Raw genomic sequence first — 22,581 nt, forward strand, 5'->3', positions numbered from 1 at the left:
GATGAAAAGTAAATTTTTAATACTATGCTTGTTGAATTGTGTATGGCTACTGTCTCAAAATGCTAAGGACAATTTTTTCCCGGTAACACCTGAAGCAAATTCGCTAATCAAATATGTAGATGTCCCGGTTAACTACTCCACAGGAGTTATCAATTATTCTATTCCGGTGCATACGATAAAATTAAAGAACCTGACAATTCCAATCACCTTAAGTTATCAGTCTTCTGGACTGAAGCCTTCTGAAATAGCAGGCAATACTGGTTTGGGCTGGGAGTTGAATGCCGGAGGGAAGATCACGCAAAATGTGGTAGGTCAAAATGACATCGATGTTCCGGGACCGGCAAATCCTGTATGGAATTTACCCAATAACAGAGATTTCAAACTCCCCTTGCCATCTCATAGTTCTGTCCCGGGTTCAGGTCCATATAGTCCAATTCAGTTAGATAGTATACAGGGAGCAGGAACAGACTATACACTGTTTCACGACATAGACGAATACAATGTAGAAACACAACCTGATATATTTTATTATTCAATACCAAATAAGTCCGGTAAATTTTTCTTTGGGAGCAATTTCGAAGCCAAACAGATTCCGTTTGGAAAGGAGAAAATACTATTCAATACCAGTACCAATAATTTCGAAATTATCGATACAGATGGCGTCCGGTATATCTACAATACAAGAGCAGAAAATCTTAATTTTGTAAACAATATGTGCTTCGCATTTCCTGCTTTATCAGGGAGCTCCAGAAGTAATTCATATACCTATTATTTAGTTCAGATTGTAACGCCTAACAATGAAACAGTAGATTTTATTTACGATACTGTCAAATACAATCTCGAGAACGATAAAGATTACACCAGATACTATCATTGGTTTTTTGGAGCAGGAGAAAAAATTACTTCCTATTATTCGGAAATTACCACCAAAGTTTTAACCAAAATCAAGGTTAATCAAGACTATGAAATTAACTTCCTGTACAATAAATACAGAAAAGATATAAAAGGTAAAGCTCAGGCTTCTGCTCCAAAAACACTTGATAAAATTACAGTTAATTATAAAAATGAAACAGAAACCTATCAGTTTGACTATGGTTATTTTGGTACTGCTGAAAATCAGTACAATCCGGATCTTTTTGAATCCATCATTTCAAATGAAAATACCACCTATCGATTAAAATTAAGAAGTTTTCAGAAAACAGGCGAGAATCCTTATATTTTTTCTTATCACAACGAATTGGCTTTAGACCGAAACTCTCCATGCCTGGACCATTGGGGATATTTTAGTGGTAACTGCTCAAGGTACACCATGAATACCCTTTTTAATGATGTAGGAGGTTCAAAGGCTCCCAGTTTAGGATATACCCAGACCAATATTCTAAAAAATATCGTTCTTCCTACAAAAGGAGAAGTAGATTTTATTTATGAGCTAAATACCTGCTCCGACAGTGGTATTTCTTATACAACCTATAATTGGGAACCTGTTCTAAAAGCATATGCTAATTCCGATGATCAATACACCGGCGAATGGATCACAGTAGAAGATACCATTACAATTTCTGAAAAAATGACGGGTATACCTTATGTTCAGTTTGATTTAATAAGTCCGGGGGAAGCTACAACTTCAAATTATGCAATAGTCGAATTGCGTGAATTGAGTGGTGGACAAGAACGTCTTATGAATTTTGAAGCCATAGGTAAAGAAGGAATAAATTTTAAACCCTATGCCGGAGAGCCCCTGCAGAGAGGTAAAACGTATAAACTCAGTTTAAAATGCTATGATACCATGGAAAACTCGAACAAGTTTATAATGATTAGTTATTTAATGGGTACCACAGTCGAGGAACCAATCGCTTCAGTGGGAGGGCTGCGTATTAAAAGTATTCAGACAAAGGAGTCTGGAAATTTGGCTACTAGTCGTTCTTTTGATTACAATTTAGACGACAAGTCTTCAGGTGTATTATATGAATTACCTTATTATTACGGAACCTATTCTTATTTTGCAGAAATTACCAATCCGGAAGATAATAATATTAATAAAGGAATGCAGGATTTTGCTGTTCAGTATTCCAGAATTCCTTCCGATATATTTGGATTTAATGGCTATCATATTTTCTATAAAAAAGTAACTGAAAAAAATACAGACAGTAGAGACATTACCAAAAACATTAAAACGGAGAAGTATTTTACTTTTTATGATGATTTGAGGTATGGTGAAGATTCGCATTTTGCTAAAATATCGTACAACTGGAAACGTGGTTTGCCTTTGCTTATAAATGAATTTAATAAAAACGATATCGCCAGAAAAACTACTTTTTCGTATCATTTTAGCGAAACCCCTCCCGGAAATAAAAGTTCCGTTAATGATCCCGGTTTCCCTTTAGTAAATGCGACAGCCCCAAATGAATTTTATAAAAGAAGTATAGCTCTGAGTGTCTACAGACGCAACCCAAATTTTTATAACCTCTACCAGTATACCAATTCGAGGCTTATATCGGCCTGGTATTATATGGACAAAAAAACAACAGAAGAAAATTTAGACGGAAAAACGTTAATAACCGAAGAAGAATATAAATATGATAATCCGCTTCATGCGCAGCTTACGTCTCAAGTTGTTAAAAATTCTCTTGGAGAGCGGTTGGAGACCAAATACTATTATCCTGATGATTTGTCAAACGAGCCTTTTATGGCCGAATTAAAAACAGCAAACAGAATCGGTATGCCGATAACTATTGAGAAATATAGGGGAGGAACGCTTTTTTCTAAGAATAAAACAGTTTATGCTAAAGATGCTTCAACGGGTAATTTACTGTTGCCTAAAGCGATGTATGAGGCAAAATTCCCTAACACTTTTCCATCATTAACCAATATAGGAAATCTGGAAAAGAAAATTACTTATAACCAATACGATGAAAAAGGCAATGTTTTACAGTATACCATAGAAAGTGGAATTTCGGTGGCTATCGTTTGGGGGTACAATAAAACACTACCTATAGCCAAAATTGAAAATGTTGCCTACAACACAATTCCAACAGAAACTATTGCTAACCTGCAAAGTCTTTCAAATGATGACAATGATAACTGCATGTCAGGAAATTGTACAGAGCAATTACTAAGAAATGCTTTAAATGCATTTCGAAATACAGTTCAAAATGCCTTTATTACCACTTATACTTATAACCCATTGGCAGGTGTAACAAGTGTAACAGACCCCAAAGGAGTAGCTTCCTATTATGAATACGATGTTGCCGGCAGGTTAAAATTTGTAAAAGACAAGGATTTAAATGTACTTCAGAAATATTGTTATAATTACAAAGGCCAGCAGGTTAATTGCAGTGATAACAGTTCCTCAAGTGTATTTTTATATAAAAGCGCAGCAAGGAGCGGATCCTTTACAAAGGATAATTGTCCTGCAGGCGGAACAGCCAAAAGTGTCACTTACAGTCAGGCGGCAGGAGCGTATACTTCGGATATTTCTCAGGCTGATGCAGATGATATTGGATTGAGGATGTTTAATGCAGAAGGAAAGGCTTACGCAAACAATAATTCTTCGGTTAAATGTGTTTTTAAGAATACTGCCAAAAGTGCATGGTTTACCAGAAATAACTGTGCTCCGGGAGGTGTACCCGAAAGTATTTTATATACCGTTCCGGCAGGAAAACATTCCTCAGAAAGTTCTCAGGCTGATGCAGACAATGAGGCTCAGAAAGATCTTAATGATAACGGATATGCTTATGCCAATGCTAATGCCCGATGTACATTTTGGAACACAGTCCAAAGCGGATCGTTTACCAAAAACAATTGTGCTGCAGGTGGAGTACCTGAGACTGTTGTGTATACAGTTCCTGCAGGAAGGTATGATTCTTATAGTTCTCAGGCTGCTGCAGACAAACGGGCACAAGATGAAGTCAATGCCAATGGTTTGGCTAATGCCAATGCTAAGGGTAGATGTACATTTTGGAACACAGTCCAAAGCGGATCGTTTACTAAAAACAATTGTGCTGCAGGCGGAGTACCTGAGACTGTTGTGTATACAGTTCCTGCGAGAACACATAATTCTTATAGTTCTCAGGCTGCTGCAGACAAATTGGCACAAGATGAAGTCAATGCTAATGGTTTGGCTAATGCTAATGCTAATGGTAGATGTAGATTTTGGAACACAGCCCAAAGCGGATCATTTACAAGAAACAATTGTGCTGCAGGCGGAGTACCTCAAACTGTTGTATATACCGTTCCCGCAGGAAGGTACGATTCTTATAGTTCTCAGGCTGCTGCAGACAAACTGGCACAAGATGATGTTAATGCTAATGGACTGGCTAATGCCAATGCGAAAGGAACTTGTACCTTTTACAGTGCTCCTAAACAGAGAGCGTTTCCAAAAGATAATTGCCCGGGTCAGGGAGTTCCTCAAATTGTGACTTATTATGTTACAGCGGGAAAACATTTTTCCACAAGTTCTCAGGCCGCTGCAGATGCACTGGCTCAAGAGGAAGCAGATAATTTAGGTCAGGCTTATGCTAATGCAGAAGGGAGTTGTACTTTTAACAGTGTGGCTTTAAGTGGTTCATTCACAAAAGACAATTGTCCACCAGGAGGGTATCCTTCCAGTGTAAGTTTTAGTATAAATGCAGGGACTTTTATTTCAATGGAATCTCAGGAAATTGCAGACCGTGATGCTCTTAAATATTTTAGAGAGGAAGGTCTGGCCAATGCAAATGAAAAAGGAACCTGTACTTTTTACAGCGCAGCTAAAAGCGGCACTTTTACCAGAAATAATTGTACCGTGGGCGGAATTGGTTCAACAGTAACCTATACGGTAGCGGCAGGAAGTTATAACTCAACATCATCACAGGCCGCCGCTGATGAACTGGCACAAACTGCATTAGAGAGTCTTGGACGCAGTTATGCTAACTCGGAAGGAACCTGTACGTATTACAGCCCTATGGTAAACGAAAAAGTATATAAAAATGATTGTCCGGGAGGAACAACAAATCCTTATGTGTATTACTATATTCCGGCGGGGAAATATTGGTCGTATGAGTCTCAAAATGATGCATTTGGAAAAGCCATGGCTGAGTTTGCGGCAAACAGTCAGGCTTATGCTAATGAAATAGGAGTTTGTTTAGGTTCCGGTGAAGTTGAAGAATAGTAAACGGCATTAGACATTCAATCATTAAGAAAAACATTATAAACAAATGAAAAGATATTCACTAATTTTAATACTGTTATTATGGGCAGGTACCAACGTAAAGTCCCAAACCTTCAGCGATGATAATTTTGTTTACAGCGTGGTACCTAAAAAACCGGTTCAGGCCGCTCAGTTTAAAACCTTAACCAAAGACGAAATGAGTCAGAATGTGACTTATTTTGATGGTTTGGGACGCCCAATACAAACTATTGCCATTGGTCAGGGAGCAGGGGGAAAAGACATTATAACCCCTATGGAATATGATGGGCTTGGTCGACAAACCAAAGAATACCTGCCTTACGCAGCTGCTAACACAGGTACTGCTTATCTGAGAATTGATCCGGTTGCAGCCCTGAATGCCGAAATGACATTTTATAATACTCAAAAATACGACAACACCAGTAACTTTTTTTCCGAAAAAGCATTGGAGCAATCATCTTTAGGTCGTGTTGTAAAGCAAGCTGCTCCGGGTGCCTTATGGGAAATGGGGAAAGGTCATGAAATTAAAATCAATTATCAGATCAATGGTGCTGCCGATGCCGTAAATAAGTATAAAGTCACGACTATCTGGAATACAGGTTCAGAACTGTTCGATATTAGTCTTGAGGAATTAGGGACTTATGCCGAAGGAGAACTTTATAAAACGGTTACTTATGATGAAAATACAACTGCAAACCCAGGTGAATCTTCCGGATCAACCGTTGAATTTAAAAACAAAGAAGGACAAGTCATTTTAAAAAGAACCTATGAGTCAGGAAATCGACACGATACCTATTATATTTATGATGTATATGGTAATCTGACTTATGTACTGCCGCCAAAAGTATCGGGTGCTGTTAGTGACGAGGTTTTAAACGGTTTGTGTTACCAGTACAAATACGACAACCGGAATCGTTTGGTAGAGAAAAAATTGCCCGGAAAACAATGGGAATTTATTGTCTATGACAAACTGGATCGCCCTGTAGCCACAGGACCGGCTTTTTCGCCTTTTAAAGATGAAACCACCGAAGGATGGCTTATTACTAAATACGATGCCTTTGGCAGACCCATCTATACCGGCTGGAGCGCCCAGGCTTCCAATGCTGTCACCAGAAAAGCACTGCAGGATGCCCAAAATAAAGCCAATGTTTTATTTGAAACCAAACAAACCTCAGGAATGATAGATAATATTGAGGTATATTACAGTAATGACATTGCTCCAAAAAATTTTAAAATTTTAACGGTTACCTATTATGACGATTACAACTATCCCGGTGAGCAAGGTGCGCCAACGACTATTGAAGGACAGGCCGTTTTAAGCAATACCAAAGGTTTGGTTACCGGAAACTGGACAAGAGTTGTTACCACAGCATCAGCAGTATTAGGAGAAACTACCTCTACTTATTATGATACTAAATCCCGAGTTGTGAGGACTATGGTTCAAAATCATTTAGCAGGATATACTTATACAGACAGTAAACTTGATTTTGCCGGAAAGTCGCTTTACAGCATTACCAAACACAAACGTGCCTGGGGTGATGATGCAGAGCTAACGGTAAGAGAAGAATTCACTTATTCGCCACAAGATCGTTTATTAACCCATACCCATCAAATCAACGGCGGAACCGTTGAAGTTTTGGCAAACAATACTTATGATGATTTGGGACAATTGAGTGTAAAAGATGTGGGGAACAGCGCCGCAAATCCTCTGCAGAAGATTGATTATAGCTACAACATCAGAGGCTGGCTCACCGGAATCAATAAGGTGGAAAATCTGCAGCAAGACACCGACCCGTTAGATCTGTTTGCCTTTAAAATTAATTATGACAAAGTAGAAGCAAATGCCAATTATGCCAAAGCGCTTTATAATGGAAATATTGCCGAAACCATTTGGAGAACTAAAACCGATCCGGGAAAGCGTTTTTACGGGTATCGATATGATCAATTGAATCGTTTGCTGGAAGCAATCTATCAAACTCCGGATTTAGCCGATAACAAGAATTATTTTGGTGAAAGTATGGATTATGATAAAAATGGAAATATTACCAGACTACAGCGGCAATATATGGCCGGTGTGTTATCAAATCCTTATGTAGGTGATATGGATATTTTGGGGTATTTCTACGAGACCAATTCCAACCGATTGATGAAAGTAACCGATACTACCAATCAGCCTCAGGGATTTAAAGATGACAGTAACGGATCTAATGATTCGGCAGATGATTATGCCTATGATCTAAATGGAAATTTGATTAAAGACGAAAACAAAAATATTACTGAAATACAATACAATCAACTCAATTTACCCAAGAAAATTACATTTGGAACAAATGGCACGATTGAGTATATTTACAACGCAATGGGTCAAAAACTGGAGAAAACTGTAAAAGAGGCCAGTGGTATAACTCATACGGAGTACCTGACAGGTTTCCAGTATAAGTATATTGAGCGTCAGGGCGGTGGAGATCAAGGTGGCGGCAATGAAGGAGGAGGAGACCCTCCTACACCAGAAGATCCAAATGATCCTAAAAATCCACCTATTTATACTCCGGATCCTGTAAAAGATCCCCCGGCAGAAGCCAGTCGTTTTAGTGCCTTTGCAGCGCAGTCTGTTCCGTCAAGACCTACGTTGCAGTTTTTTCCAACGGCAGAAGGGTATTATGATGACATAAGTAAAAAGTATGTGTACCAATATAAAGATCATTTAGGAAATGTTCGGGTTAGTTATGCTAAAAACCCGGTTACCCAAGTTCTTGAAATTATTGAAGAAAATAATTATTATCCTTTTGGGTTAAAGCACACTGGGTATAATGATTATGTAGCTACTAATAACAAGTACAAATACAACGGCAAAGAACTTCAAGACGAATTGGGGCTCAACATGTATGATTATCATGCTAGAAATTATGACCCAGCAATTGGTCGTTGGATGAACATTGACCCATTGGCAGAACATTCTCCTAACAAGACACCTTATCATTATTGTTCAAATAGTCCAATAAATAGAATAGACCCAACAGGAATGTGTGACGACCCTAATTGTCCTCACGGAGCAATTAGAAGAGGATGGGATGCTATTGGTAGATTTTTTGGAGGGGCTTGGGGGCATAGTAAATCGAATACTACTGCAAAAAAAGAGAATGTTAAAGCTGGGCCAATTCAAGAAGTAGACCCACAGTCTCCTGAAGAACAGGAAAAGTATGCGCAAGATATTAGAAATTTAAATGATAATTTTGGTGGAATCATTGAAGGAATGATATACTTTATTACTTTAACTGCAGGAGGAGAAGTTTCCGAAGGAAGTACTGTAGTAAAGGAAAGTCAAATTACCAAATCATCTTTAACTATAGAAGCAGGAGGAGTTTTTAGTGAAAGTGAAGTCGCAGCTGCTAAATTTATGGAGGGCCAAGGTAATAATGTTGTATTAAGGATACCTCAAGGGACAAGGGCTGGAGGTGGAACTTCTGATTTATTAGTAAATGGAGTTGCATATGATGTATATACACCAACCACTAATAATGTTAACAGGATCATTTCTTCAATGGCATCTAAAAATTCTCAAACAACGGGAATTGTTTTAGATTTGTCCAAAACAAATGTAGAGGCTTCTCAACTTAGTAATGCTTTACAAAGAGTTCGTGGAACTGGGGCTACTAATATAACTGATATCAGAATAATTCCAAAATAATAAAATATGCCAAAAATTAAATGTGTTTGTGGAAATATAATAGGATTAGGAGAAATTCCTAGTCCTAATCAATACTTAATGATTTCAGATGTTTTGTTTGATAAATTTCAAGGGTATGTTGACGCAGAAGAAATTTATAAAGAAATGAAATTAGTTGTTCATTGCAAAGAATGTCAGAGGCTCCATATTTACTGTAACGGATTTGATAAAGATGCTATTATTTATCAAATTTGTCAGTAGTGGGGGTAATGAGTAATACATGAGATATGTTGATCGTCAGTTTTTCTCCTACTGGAGCGAGGGTAATGTATCAGATGTGTTGGTGGTCAATTATTGCATCTAAAATTTACAGAATATCAATGGTTTATATGAATATCGTATAAAAATTAAAACAGTCTTCGGGCTGTTTTTTTTATTCTATAATGCCTTAAAACGAAAAAAATGAATTCAAATCAGACTAGATGTTTCAGATGTGTTGGCGACATTCCAAACATGATAAAGTATGGAAAGACAAAGTCTGGAAGTCAAAGATATATTTGCAAAGTATGTGGGAAAACCAGAGTTGAAAATTATACTTATAGAGCTTATAAAGTAGAGATAAATCAGAATATTATCCAATTAACCAAAGAAGGTTTAGGAATAAGAAGCACTGCAAGAATACTGAAAATATCCACCACAACATTATTAAAAAGGATTGTTTCGATTGCGGGAAGTATAACCAAGCCAATTATCAGTAAAGGTAAAACTTATGAAGTAGATGAACTTTGTACTTATATCAGGCACAAGAAAAATTACATCTGGCTGGTGTATGCTTTGGAAAAGAATTCTGGAACAGTGGTAAGTTTTAATCTTGGAAAGAGAACGAATAAAACACTTAATCGAGTTTTGGATACTTTAAAATTATCAGAAGCAAAGAAAATATTTACGGACAGACTCAAAAATTACAGGTATCTGATTGATGAGAAATTGCATTCGGTAAAACGTTTTGGGACAAATCATATTGAGAGGAAAAATTTGACACTCAGAACTCATCTGAAAAGACTCAACCGCAGGACAATTTGCTTTAGTAAAAGTATAGTAGTTTTTGCAGCTGTTTTGAAGATTTATTTTTGGGTTTGAGTAATAAAATAGTAAGTTTATCCTTTAAAATTTTGTTCTTAAAAAAAAATGTTTAACGAATGAAAGCTTGTAATTGTAATGTATGCTTGGGTAGCGGAAGGTTTGGTTCAATATGATGGAAAACCGAGAAAGGCTGATGGTCGTATAGAATCGATGGAATTTAGTTCTCCTATCTTTATTTTAGTTTCTATTATTCCTTCAGTAACTATAAATGAACTTACTGGTCTTCGAGCTGCGGTTGTTAAAGTAAATGTAGAGTTGATTTTGAGAGATGTTCTTCTTGCCGAAAAAAAGTTTTTAGAGAAAGGTTTAGCTGAAGATTTTGCACAATTAGAGAATGGGAAAAACCAATTCACAAGAGAGTTAATCCAAGGTTATAAACCTAATCCACACGGGTTGGTGGATGAAGAGAATAAACTATTCCTATATAATATTAAATATAAACAAGAAGTTATTAAAAAAATTAAAGAAGCTAAAAAAAGAACGTAATTTAAAAAAATATGGATTATAATACCAAAGAACTTTTTCATTATTTAAATAAAGTAATATCAGATAATGTAGCTTATGAGGAATTATCAAATCTATGTCTATCATTATTTTGTACCTGTAATATTTTACCAGAAAGGTTTGAAAAGACAATTATTAGCAAAGAAAAATTAGCAATAATATTCTCTAAAATTGCAAAAGAGAAAAATATTATTTCTTATCCGCCAAATGCTTCATACTATGGAGCTTCATTTCATGATACTCACAGTGAAGGGCATTGGTTAGAGGTAATGGCTAGCGTATTAAAATTAGCTAGAGAACCTAATATAGAAGAAGCTATAAAATTGGTAGGTTAGTTTATCATATTATATTATATTGGTGATTAATTATAGCATCAAATATTTATAGATTATCAATGATTTCCCAATAAAATAAAAGATATTAAATATGAAAAAAAATCCAATTCTAAGTGAAAAGCAAGTAGCAGTGGTTATTGCTGATGGGGCAACAGGCCATGTTTTGAATCTTAAGTTAGAACTCTATAAGAATAATACCGAGGATGAAATATATTGGTTATTTGATAACATAGATTTAGCAAAAGAATTTATACAAAAAAAGTCTATTTCAGATGATAAATTAGAGTTTCTAATATATGGCAAAAATCAATCTATTTTGGAACACATAGAAGCAAGCCACTGGAAAAATCAAAATAAATAATATGATTAGTGAAATAAAGCAACAACCTTTAGATATTGAATTGGTTTTTTAGGTAGTGTATCAGATTAGGTGTTTTTGGTAATGTATCAGATGTGTTGATGTTTAATTATTACATCTAAAATTCACAGAATGTCAATGGTTTATATTAATATCGTACAACAATTAAAACAGTCTTCGGGCTGTTTTTTTTATTCTATAATGCCTTAAATCGAAAAAAATGAGTTCAAATCAGACTAGATGTTTCAGATGTGTTGGCGACATTCCAAACATGATAAAGTATGGAAAGACAAAGATATATTTGCAAAGTATGGGTAATGTTACAGATTAGGTGTTTTTAGAATATAACCACGTAAGGAACTGAAGAAGAATGTGAAATTTTAATTTTTGAATAGAAAAAGAGGCGACCGATAGGTCGTCTCTTTCGTTTTTTGTCTTTTAATAAGCCTTAAAATGCTTTTACCTTACCTTAAACAAAAATCAACCGTCAGATTGTCCCTGCATAACTTTTTAATGCATGCTTAATTGAAATTTAGTGGTAAATTTGTAAGTACATATAAAATCAAAAAATCAGATCAGATAAGGATATGAGTACATTATTCGTTAAAAATATGGTTTGCAACCGCTGTATTATGGTGGTTCAGAACGAACTTGAAAAATTGGACCTTGAATTTACCAACATAAAGCTTGGGGAGGTTACCTTGACAAAAGAACTGACTGCTACAGAAAGAACTTTACTGGAACAGGAACTGGTTGCTCTTGGATTTGAAGTGATCGACGATAAAAAAAGCAGAATCATCGAAAAAATAAAAAATATCATTATTGATTTGGTACACCATCAGGATAATGACACCAAGAATAACCTGTCGGATATCCTGAGCGAAAAGATCAACCATGACTATAATTATCTTTCCAATTTATTTTCTGAAGTAGAAGGAACTACAATAGAAAAGTATTTTATTGCCCAAAAAATTGAAAAAATAAAAGAACTTCTGGTGTACGATGAGTTATCGCTTAGCGAGATCGCTTTACGTCTGAATTATTCAAGTGTGGCTTATTTGAGTAATCAGTTTAAAAAAGTAACCGGTTTGACTCCAAGTTATTTCAAGCAAATTAGGGCAGAGAAAAGAAAGCCTCTGGATGAGGTGAAGTAAATATTACAAATCAAATCCATAATTCCACAATACAATTCAGCGCTATTCTTGCCAACTTTGCAGGTATAAAAGAACAACTGAATTATGGCAACAACTGATAATAATAAGGAGACAATTTACATTCCGTTAGAAGATGTAAACAGCGAGCACTGTGCATTAATCGTAGAGAAAGGATTGGCAGAGGTTAAAGGAATTGAAACTCACAAAGTGGAAGTGAACAACCGCAGAGCCGCTATAACGGTTAAAGGTAATGAAACTGTTGGTAACGCTGTGAAGGCTATTAAAAACCTCGGCTATGGTGTACCAACCGTAAAAAATACATTCCCGGTTCTGGGAATGACCTGCGCCTCTTGTGCCAGCAGTGCAGAAAGTATTGTAACCTATGAATTGGGCGTAGTAGATGCTTCAGTAAACTTTGCAACAGGTAATCTTACTGTTGAATATCTTCCCAACCTTACAGATGCTTCTAAATTGCAAAAAGCAGTTCAGGGCGTTGGCTACGACTTGCTTATTTTAGAGGAAGCGAAACAGCAGGAGTCTTTGGAGACTATTCATGCAGAAAATTTCAAAAAATTAAAAAACAAAACTATTTGGGCTGTGCTATTGTCATTGCCAGTAGTGGTGATAGGGATGTTCTTTATGAATATTCCTTATGCCAATGAGATCATGTGGCTTTTTTCAACACCGGTAATTCTTTGGTTAGGGAAAGACTTCTTTGTAAATGCATGGAAGCAGGCCAAACATCGCTCGGCCAATATGGATACGCTGGTAGCTCTGAGCACTGGAATTGCTTACTTGTTTAGTGTTTTTAATATGTTATTCATAGATTTCTGGCACCAGCGCGGATTGCACGCACACGTTTACTTTGAAGCGGCGGCAGTAGTTATTGCGTTTATTTTGCTAGGGAAATTATTAGAAGAGAAAGCAAAAGGAAATACGTCATCGGCTATTAAAAAACTAATGGGACTTCAGCCTAAAACCGTGATCGTTATTCAACCCGACGGGACAGAAAAACAAGTAGCTATTGAGGAAGTAAATGCAGGAGCTGTTATTTTGGTAAAGCCGGGTGAAAAAATTGCGGTAGACGGTATGGTGATCTCAGGTCATTCTTATTTAGACGAAAGTATGTTAAGCGGTGAACCGGTTCCGGTCCTGAAAAAAGAAGATGAAAAAGTGTTTGCCGGAACCATTAATCAAAAAGGGAGCTTTCAATTTAAAGCCGTTAAAGTAGGTAAAGAAACCATGTTGGCCCAGATTATTAAGATGGTCCAGGATGCTCAGGGAAGTAAAGCTCCGGTGCAGAAATTGGTCGATAAAATTGCAGGGATATTTGTTCCGATTGTAATGGGTATTGCACTTCTTACTTTTATGGCCTGGATGTTTTTGGGTGGAGACAACGCTGTAGTGCAAGGGTTGATGGCAGCGGTTACCGTATTGGTTATTGCTTGTCCTTGTGCTTTAGGTCTGGCCACACCAACTGCGATTATGGTAGGTGTAGGTAAAGGTGCCGAAAACGGAATATTAATCAAAGATGCCGAGAGTTTAGAATTGGCCAGAAAAGTAACGGCTATTGTACTCGATAAAACGGGAACGATTACCGAAGGAAGACCACAAGTAACCGGTATAAAGTGGCTAAAAGACGTGGATACTACTAAAGATATTCTGCTAAGTATTGAAAAACAATCAGAACACCCGTTAGCAGAAGCGGTAGTGAAAAGTCTGGAAGGAGTGTCAGGTCTGGTTTTATCCAATTTTGACAGTATTACCGGTAAAGGTGCGAAAGCGGTTTATGCCGATGAAACGTATTATGTGGGCAACAAAAAATTGCTGGCAGAAAATAGCATTGTCATCGCAGAATCACTATTGATTCAGGCAGAAGAATGGGGGAAGGAGTCTAAGACTGTGATTTGGTTTACCAATAGCAAGCAGGCGCTTTCGGTTATTGCGATATCAGACAAAATCAAAGAAACCTCTGTTCAGGCGATCAAAGAATTGCAGGAGATGAATATTGAATTGTACATGCTCACAGGAGATAATGAAGCGACAGCAAAAGCGATTGCCGCACAAACGGGAATTAAACATTATAAAGCAGAAGTTTTGCCGCAGCACAAAGCTGATTTTATAAAAGAATTACAGCAGCAAGGTAAAACAGTGGCAATGGTAGGTGATGGTATCAACGACAGTACAGCTCTGGCAACCGCCGATGTCAGTATCGCGATGGGCAAGGGAAGTGATATTGCAATGGATGTAGCAAAAATGACGATTATCTCCTCTGATCTGACCAAAATACCTCAGGCGATTCGTCTGTCTAAACAAACGGTTGCGACAATCAAACAGAACTTGTTTTGGGCGTTTATTTACAACTTAATCGGTATTCCGCTCGCTGCAGGGGTGCTTTATCCGATAAACGGATTTTTACTAAACCCTATGATTGCAGGAGCTGCCATGGCTTTGAGCAGCGTGAGCGTAGTGAGCAACAGCTTGCGTTTGAAATGGAAAAAATAAACTCTTGATGCGTTTGTCAAACGGCGGTTCCAAAAAATTTGGGCCGTCGTTTTTTTTATTTTCGCCATTTGGTCGAAATCATTTTAATCTCTGGAAACATAGCCTTTGTATACATAAAAAAGGCGTTACACAAATGAATTCAGGTTTCTGGTTAATTACTATGGCGTTCCCCTCCGGGTCGGGCTGTCCGCTAAATCTTTTGCGATAGCCATTTTTTGTCTGACATAGAAATAACGGGAATCACAAAAGGATACCGCTTTCATCCCTAACGCAATCTACTATAAAGAGAATATTTAAAAAAAAGAGCCTTCTTATCTATAATTTATAGAGTAGCATGAGGAGTATTGTTTTGAGAGAGTAAAAGCATCAGCAAGGTGCTTTCATCCCTAACGCAGTCTGTGATAAAGAGAATATTTAAAAAAAGAGCTTTCTTAGCTATAATTTATAGAGTAGTATGAGGAGTATTGTTTTGAGAGAGCAAAAGCATCAGCATGGTGCTTTCATCCCTAACGCAGTCTGTAATAAAGAGAATATTTAAAGAAAGAAACCTTCTTATCTATCATTAATAGAGTATTATGAGGAGTATTGCTCTGAAAGAGCAAAAGCATCAGCAAGGTGCTTTCATCCCTAACGCAGTCTGTGATAAAGAGAATATCTAAAGAAAGGAACCTTCTTATCTATAATTTATTAGAGTAGTATGAGGAATATGGCTCTGAAAGAGCAAAAGCATCAGCATGGTGCGAAGCACTATGCCTTAAATTAAAGTAAACATTGCCCTGAAAGGGCAATAGCAATTTCCACGCCTGTAAATAAAAAAATCTGTTCTGATCCGTGTTTTCGCCTGGTGAATCGGTTTAATCCTCGTGCTTTTTTTTATACCTGCCAACTGGCAATTTGAATGAATTAATGGATGAAGTAAAACAAGATGCCGCAATCAGTAAATTTCATAAATATAACACAGAATAGTGTATAATGATTGTGGTTTAATTGACGGAAATTTGTAGTATAAAATAACAATTAAAAACATCAATATAATGGAAAAGAAAGATTTTCAATTTAAAACAAACCTGAATTGCGGTGGATGTGTTTCTAAAGTACAAGCAGATCTGGACAATGCAGCAGGAATATGTGAATGGAACGTAGACACTACTAATGCAGATAAAATACTTACCGTTCAATCTAATGGTGCTACTGCCGAAGAGATCATTGCTATTGTTAAAGCGAAAGGTTTTAAAGCAGAACCTTTGGAAATTTAATCCTTTAAGACTTCTGTTGGATTACAGATTTTAAACAAAAGTTAATGCTTATCGTTACCGAACTGAAAATAAGCCCGATGTTTTATCGGGCTTATTTTTTTAGAAGTAATACTTTAAGTAAATGGTGGTAATGATTATCGTATAGATGGTTGATTACTAGTAAAAACAGAATGATTTTGAATTAAATTGATCATTAAAATAAAGTATTTTAAAAACTTGTTTTTTATTAATTTATGTTATGTGTTAATTGAATAGATATTAATTTTTAATATTAGATTTTAGAAAGTGCTATTTTTTAGTTTTAAGAAAAATAGTAAAGTAATTTTTAGCTTGAAAAAGTAAGGGCCGTCCGGAGATAATTCGGACAGCCCTTTTGGTATTTTTACTCGAAAAGTGAATCTGTTTTTCAGGTTTTATTTTTTCAATTCTTTGTTGGCCTGAATGAAATTATGATAATTCTCTTCCGATTCAAAGTAAGCCACATTTCCCTGTTTGTTCAACGAAACGATATATGCCGAAGCTTTGTCAACTTTTGCTCCGGTATGTGGGTCTGTTGCTTTTCGAACGTTTTCATCGTTTGGAATTCGTTCTACGCACATGTTGCAGCAGCCATAATACATTTTTCCGTCGAACGGAACTTCAATTTGTTTTTTACCCATATGCAGATCATTTACCATACAAACTTCATCATTGGATACAGGAGTTCCTTTTGATGCAGTATTATTATCTTTTACAGTTAGTTCCTTTTGGTCTGATACCTGATTCTGTGGTTTGTTTTCCTGATCTTTACACGAGATCATTACTACAGCCATTGCGGCAATAAGGAAATAGCGGCCAATTGTTTTCATTGTTTTATTTTTTAATTTTTGTTCCTTCTGTTATTTCTTCAGTGGCTTTCATTAAAATGTTATCGGCTTCCTTTAGCGCACCAAACACTTCAATCTGATCCATCAGCGCACGTCCTTTCGCAACGGGAATGTTTTTGGTTTTCCCTGCAATCACCTGAATAATATACATTCCCATATTACTTTCTACCAAGGCTGTTTTAGGTATAAAGAATGTAGCTTCATTGGCTTGTAACGAAAGCATCGCTTCCACCACCATCAAAGGTTTCAGTTCGGGATGTATTTTCATAATATCGGCTTCTATGCGTTCTGAGCGTAATTTGAAATCTAGTACTCCCGATTTACGTGAAATTTTAGCCCTATACTTTTTCTGCGGAAGCGAGCTTACCTTAAAATGTATCGAATCGCCTAAGTTTAAATAAGGAGTATTCGCCTCCGGAATAGAAAGTGAAACACGCAGTTTTTTATTGTCCTGTAGCACCAGTAAAGGTTTGTCTGAACCTTTGCCCATTGGACCGACATAAGAACCGGGATCTACATTTCTTTCGGCAACAATTCCGTTAAAAGGTGCCCGGATGATTAGATAATCATTCATGGCCTGTATTTCCTGATAAGCAGATTTTGCAGCTTCTAGTTGTGACTGGTCGGATAGTTTTCTGGCGGTAATCTGGTCTAACGCATCTTTTGCAATAGCGCCTTTAGTTTCATTGGCTTTAAACATTCGGTCATAATTCGATTTGGTAGCAATGTAAATGGCTTCCTGTGCTTTCCATTTGGATTTTGCCGCTGCCAGCTGCGCCTGAATCTCGGGTGCTTCCAAAACCATGATGATTTGTCCGACAGTTACCGGAGAACCTATGTCGACATACAGTTTTTTTACGTAGCTGTTTACTTTGGCATAGATGGCCGTTTCTTTGTCGGAAACCAATTCTCCGGCAAGTTTCAGAGGAACCAGCGGATTGCTCTTTTTCAGAGAAACCGTTTTAAAATTCTGCATCATCATCATGGGCATGGCTGCCGGTTTCATTTCTTTTTTGTTTTCTGAATTACAAGATGCAACTGCAATTCCGATAAGGATATAATAGATTAATTTCATGGTTTATTTTTCTAACGTTATAAAATGAATACTGTTTTCGTCTTCAGGATCTAAGGATGGTGATTGGGTAGTGGTTTTGTTTTGTATCCACACAAATACCAGAGGCAACAGGATCAATACACTAAATGAAGATGCAATTAGCCCACCAATTACAGCTCTTCCTAGTGGAGCCACCTGATCACCGCCTTCTCCGTGTCCGATAGCCATTGGAAGCATACCCGCAATCATAGCCAGTGTGGTCATAATGATAGGACGAATACGTAAAGCTGCTGCCTGAATAGCCGAACTAAGGGCATCACCATTTTCTAAACGGAGCGACTCAGCATTACTAATCAGCAAAACAGCATTCGCAATAGAAACTCCGACAGACATAATAATTCCCATATACGACTGTAAATTCAGGGTAGAACCCGTTAGTTTCATTAAAATCAATGAACCCAGAATTACAAAAGGAACAGTGGTCAGAATCACTAAGGACACTTTAAACGATTGGAAATTTGCCGTCAGCATTAAGAAAATAACAATAACAGCAATCAGTAAACCAGTTGCCAGACTATTCATGGTTTCCTCTAGCACCGGAACCATTCCGAATACCTGAATATTGACTCCTTTAGGCAATTCACCAAGCGAATCGATAGCAGCCTGTACGTCTTTCTGTGCTCTTCCTAAATCGGTATTATGAATGTTTGCCGTTACCGGTGTGTAACCCATGGTTCCCAGATTGTAGCTTTCACCCAATACTTTTGTGGGAGTAATTGTTGCCACATCCCCCAGAACAGGTCGGTCTGAGTTTTTTCCTAACGGGACATTCATCAACTCATCTTTGCTGTTTAAAATGTTTTGCGGAGTTTGGACTTGTACATCGTAGGCAATTCCCATCATTCCGCCAACCCACATGTTTTTACTGGTGTAGCGTGAAGAGGCAGTAATAGGAACCAAAGAGCGAGCGATATCCTGTGCGTCGATACCCAGTTGAGCCGCTCTTATTCGGTCGATATTGATTTCGTATGCCGGATAGTTTAAGGATTGCGGAATTTGCTGATCTCTTAGATAGTCAATTTCTTTTAGCTTGGCCAAAAGCTTATTGGCATACATCACGTTCATTTTTTTCATCATTCCCGAAAAGCGAACCTCAATCGGAGTATTGGTTCCCTGGCTCAGAATCTTCTCCGTAAGTTCGATAGGCTCAAAAGAGAAATGCAGTTCAGGCATCTTTTCCTTCATGTGCTTGCGGATGATCTCTTTCAGCTCATTGGTATTTCCGTCAAAATCTTTCAAGGCAATCTGCATTAATGCTTCATGCGGACCTGCATTGTACAAATAAATTGGACTCACTGCAAAAGAGGAGGGATGCTGACCAATAAATACCGACGATATGGCAATATGATCTTTACCAATAATAGTTTCCAGTTCGCCTAAAACCTGTTTTATTTTGAGTTCTGTTTTTTCGATACGGGTACCTTCGGGCGCTTTAATACGTACTTGAAACTGACTTGAATTTACAGTAGGCAATACATCTTTACCAGTACTGTTGTACATTAAAAATGCTCCAACTGTAACCAAAATAAAACTGACAATTAAAATGGGCTTGCGTTTACTCATTATCGATTGTAAAAACAGCACGAAACGATTTTTGAATCCGTCGAATTTGTCTTCGGTATGCTCGTGGTTTTCTTTGTCTTTCATTAACCAGTTGGCCATTACGGGCACAAACGTTTGTGACAGCATAAAAGACAGTAACATAGAAAAACCAATTGCCAAAGCCAAGGGCATAAACAATGACCCGGGTATACCAGTCATCATGAAGGCAGGCGCAAAAACCGCAAGAATACACAACAAAATCAATAGTTTAGGAAATGCAATTTCACGACAGGCGTCTAGGATTGCTTTGGCTTTCGTTTTGCCCATGGCTAAATGCTGGTGGATATTTTCGATCGTAACGGTACTCTCGTCTACCAAAATTCCAATAGCCAATGCCAGTCCGGATAACGACATGATGTTGATACTTTGTCCGAATAATTTAAGGAACAATACTCCCGAAATAATAGAGATCGGAATGGTAAGCACTACGATTAAAGCGGCTCTTCGGTCACGTAAAAATAAAAGCACCATTAATCCCGTTAACATCGCTCCTAGAACACCCTCTGTAATTAAACTTTTGACGGCATTGATTACATATACGGACTGATCGAATTCGTATGAAATTGCAACATCATCCGGTAGATTATTCTGAATGGCAGGAATCGCTTTTTTAAGATTCTTTACCACATCCCAGGTAGAAGCATTACCCGATTTTGCAATGTTAATGTATACTGATCTCGTACCATTAATAAGGGCGTAACCGGTAGTAATATCGGCACCGTCTTTTATGGTAGCCACATCACGGATGTAGACATTATCGACCCCGTTTTTAAAAATTGGGATGTTTCCAAAATCGGCCACCTCTTTAATGGTATTGTTTGTAGGTGTCAGATAGTTGATATCATTGACATAAATGTTACCTGAAGGCGATGTAATATTGTTTCGGCTAATCGATTCCACAATCTGCTCCGGCGTTAACTGATGGGTACGCAGTTTATTCGGATCGATGTTGATTTCGATGGTTCTTGGACTTCCTCCAAATGGCGGAGCTGTCGTTAAACCCGGTATTTTAATAAGGAACGGACGTGCCGTAAAGTTGGCGATATCCTGTAGCTCATTGTTGGTTTTGGTTTTACTTTTAAAGACCAGCTGACCAACAGGCTGAGAGGACGCATCAAAACGAATGATAAACGGAGGCGGGGCTCCCGGAGGTAAAAACACCTGTGAACGATTCGAGAGTGCATTGATTTCGGCAATAGCTTGTCCCATGTCTGTACCTTCATAAAAATTAATTTTCATTAAGGTAAGCCCTTGGGTATTTTTGGTTTCGATGCTTTCGATACCGCTCGTAAACAGCATCATATTGACATACATTTTGGTAAAATAACCTTCCATTTGCTGAGGGGTATAACCATTAAAGGAATGGGCAATGTATACCACAGGAAGATTCATATCAGGTAAGATGTCGACCTTTATTTCTTTTGAAGCTTTAATCCCGAAGAATAAAAGCCCCAGCACCATCACCATGATAGAGATGGGCTTGCGCAAGGCAAAACGTATTAAATTCATAATTTCGGGTTTAGTGTATCGCGTTGAGTAAAATGTTCAGATTGCCTGTGGCAGCAGCTTTAATCCATAAGGCCTGCCAAATGTTGTTTTGGGCAATTTCATAATCAATTTCTGCACGGTTCAGAGTGTAGAATGATTGTGTTAAATCAACAATGGTGGTAAGGCCGTTATCATACAAAGCAGTGTGTTGACGATAAGCGTCGGTAGCAGCGATTACCTGTGTTTTGGTTTCTTCAAAATTTTCAAAGGCATTTTTCAGTTTGTCATTCGCCAGTTTTTGCTGAGCAATCAATTCCTGATTCATGTATTCATATTCGTTTTGAAGCGATTGGGTAATAAATTTTTGTTCCCGCTTTTTAGAAGACTGACGGTAGATATTGGTTAGATTCCAACTTAAACTGATTCCGACAATATAATTGCTGCGATCGATTCCGACACCATCGGCATACGATTTCGAGAAAGCAGTATTGTCCTGTACATAATTCCAGTCAAAACCCGAACCGCGTCCCTGCATGACTCCAAAAGCAGATAGGTTTGGTAAAGCCAGTGCAGACTGTAATTTTTCCTGTTGTTCACTTCTCAGAATATCACTTTTTCGCCATTCCAGTATAGGATGTTGACTTGTTTCTGTTACAGCTTCCGAAAGAATAGTGGGTGTTTTAGTAGTAAACACGCTATCGAGTTGATACAGCTGATATTCTTCACCCAACATTACAGCTAGTGATTTAGAATGATCCAGTTCCATATCGTAGGCCTTTATCACAGCCGATTTAGCATTGGCCACTTCAGCTTTTGCCAAAGAATAATCGACCTCCGGAATCAGACCGCTCTCTGCACGGCTTTTGGTTGTAGTTTCAACCACTTGGGCACGCTCGAGATTTTTGTCCTGCACAAATTTAATGCGCTGAGCAGCAAGTAAGTTGAGATACGCAGCACCAACTTTTACCTGATGTTGAAATTTTACCTGTTCCAGATCTTTTTGGGCTACATTTTCGTCGGCTTTGGCAATGGCAACCTGTGTTTTAATTTTACCAAAAGTGAAAAGGTTCCAGTTGATATTAGCCAGGTACAAGGATCCAAAAGCGGCATTCCAGTTTTGGTCCTGTAGGGGCATTGAGGTTGCAGCACTACCCAGCCCGCCATAACTGTACAAAGGACCGTTTTGTGCATTGATGGTACCATAACTTTGTTGTGCCATTAAAGTAAAGTCAGGTAAGTACTGGCTTTTTTGATAGGTAGTGTTCTCTTTTGAAGCGTTGAGAATGGCTTCTTTGGCTTTTATTTTTTCAAAATTTTGAATAGAGCGTTCAAGAGCATTGGATAATGTTACCGTTTGTGCCCAGAGATTTCCGGAAACCATACAGAACATAGCCAACGCAAAATATTGCATTTTCATAGTAT

General features: G+C 37.6%; 14 protein-coding genes and 1 pseudogene. 11 read left to right on the forward strand and 4 right to left on the reverse strand.

Features of this window, described 5'->3' with window-relative positions:
- The first annotated feature begins 1 nt into the window (after position 1).
- From B0A80_RS01470 to B0A80_RS01515, 11 genes and pseudogenes are all read left to right on the forward strand, one after another.
- A complete protein-coding gene (locus B0A80_RS01470) occupies positions 2-5,149 on the forward strand; it encodes a DUF5977 domain-containing protein (protein WP_089076178.1) in 5,148 nt (1,715 codons plus the stop codon).
- A gap of 46 nt (positions 5,150-5,195) precedes the next feature.
- Positions 5,196-8,855, forward strand: a complete 3,660-nt coding sequence (locus B0A80_RS20745; protein WP_165769208.1) for a DUF6443 domain-containing protein — start codon at positions 5,196-5,198, stop codon at positions 8,853-8,855.
- Between the two features lie 6 nt (positions 8,856-8,861).
- Positions 8,862-9,095: a hypothetical protein gene (locus B0A80_RS01480; RefSeq protein ID WP_089076179.1), complete on the forward strand. Its 234-nt coding sequence runs from the start codon at positions 8,862-8,864 to the stop codon at positions 9,093-9,095.
- A 201-nt stretch (positions 9,096-9,296) separates the two neighbouring features.
- Positions 9,297-9,974: an IS1 family transposase gene (locus B0A80_RS01485; RefSeq protein ID WP_124020548.1), complete on the forward strand. Its 678-nt coding sequence runs from the start codon at positions 9,297-9,299 to the stop codon at positions 9,972-9,974.
- A gap of 78 nt (positions 9,975-10,052) precedes the next feature.
- Entirely contained in the window at positions 10,053-10,463 is a 411-nt protein-coding gene (locus tag B0A80_RS01490; protein ID WP_089076180.1) for a hypothetical protein, read from the forward strand.
- A gap of 11 nt (positions 10,464-10,474) precedes the next feature.
- Positions 10,475-10,816: a hypothetical protein gene (locus tag B0A80_RS01495; protein WP_089076181.1), complete on the forward strand. Its 342-nt coding sequence runs from the start codon at positions 10,475-10,477 to the stop codon at positions 10,814-10,816.
- Positions 10,817-10,907: 91 nt separating this feature from the next.
- The gene (locus B0A80_RS01500) at positions 10,908-11,177 is read left to right on the forward strand and encodes a hypothetical protein (RefSeq protein ID WP_089076182.1); all 270 of its coding nucleotides are present in this window, start codon (positions 10,908-10,910) and stop codon (positions 11,175-11,177) included.
- 217 nt (positions 11,178-11,394) lie between these two features.
- Positions 11,395-11,469: pseudogene (locus B0A80_RS21140) on the forward strand (IS1 family transposase); the annotation flags it as partial.
- Positions 11,470-11,761: 292 nt separating this feature from the next.
- Complete coding sequence (locus tag B0A80_RS01505) at positions 11,762-12,328, forward strand: helix-turn-helix domain-containing protein (protein WP_089076183.1); 567 nt, start codon at positions 11,762-11,764, stop codon at positions 12,326-12,328.
- An 84-nt stretch (positions 12,329-12,412) separates the two neighbouring features.
- Positions 12,413-14,833, forward strand: a complete 2,421-nt coding sequence (locus tag B0A80_RS01510) for a heavy metal translocating P-type ATPase (RefSeq protein WP_089076184.1) — start codon at positions 12,413-12,415, stop codon at positions 14,831-14,833.
- A gap of 1,034 nt (positions 14,834-15,867) precedes the next feature.
- A complete protein-coding gene (locus B0A80_RS01515; RefSeq protein ID WP_017496791.1) occupies positions 15,868-16,089 on the forward strand; it encodes a heavy-metal-associated domain-containing protein in 222 nt (73 codons plus the stop codon).
- Positions 16,090-16,502: 413 nt separating this feature from the next.
- On the opposite strand, the gene B0A80_RS01520 is transcribed toward B0A80_RS01515, so the two are convergent.
- From B0A80_RS01520 to B0A80_RS01535, 4 genes are read right to left on the reverse strand one after another with little or no spacing between them, the layout of a single operon-like run.
- Positions 16,503-16,937, reverse strand: a complete 435-nt coding sequence (locus B0A80_RS01520; protein WP_089076185.1) for a hypothetical protein — start codon at positions 16,935-16,937, stop codon at positions 16,503-16,505.
- Between the two features lie 4 nt (positions 16,938-16,941).
- Positions 16,942-18,030 carry an efflux RND transporter periplasmic adaptor subunit gene (locus tag B0A80_RS01525; RefSeq protein WP_089076186.1) on the reverse strand — a complete coding sequence of 363 codons (1,089 nt, stop codon included), beginning with the start codon at positions 18,028-18,030 and terminating at the stop codon, positions 16,942-16,944.
- 3 nt (positions 18,031-18,033) lie between these two features.
- Positions 18,034-21,180, reverse strand: coding sequence for an efflux RND transporter permease subunit (locus B0A80_RS01530; protein ID WP_089076187.1), 3,147 nt, complete (start codon positions 21,178-21,180; stop codon positions 18,034-18,036).
- Between the two features lie 10 nt (positions 21,181-21,190).
- A complete protein-coding gene (locus tag B0A80_RS01535; RefSeq protein WP_089076188.1) occupies positions 21,191-22,576 on the reverse strand; it encodes a TolC family protein in 1,386 nt (461 codons plus the stop codon).
- Positions 22,577-22,581 lie beyond the last annotated feature (5 nt).

Source organism: Flavobacterium tructae, from assembly GCF_002217475.1.
GTDB classification, from domain to species: domain Bacteria; phylum Bacteroidota; class Bacteroidia; order Flavobacteriales; family Flavobacteriaceae; genus Flavobacterium; species Flavobacterium tructae.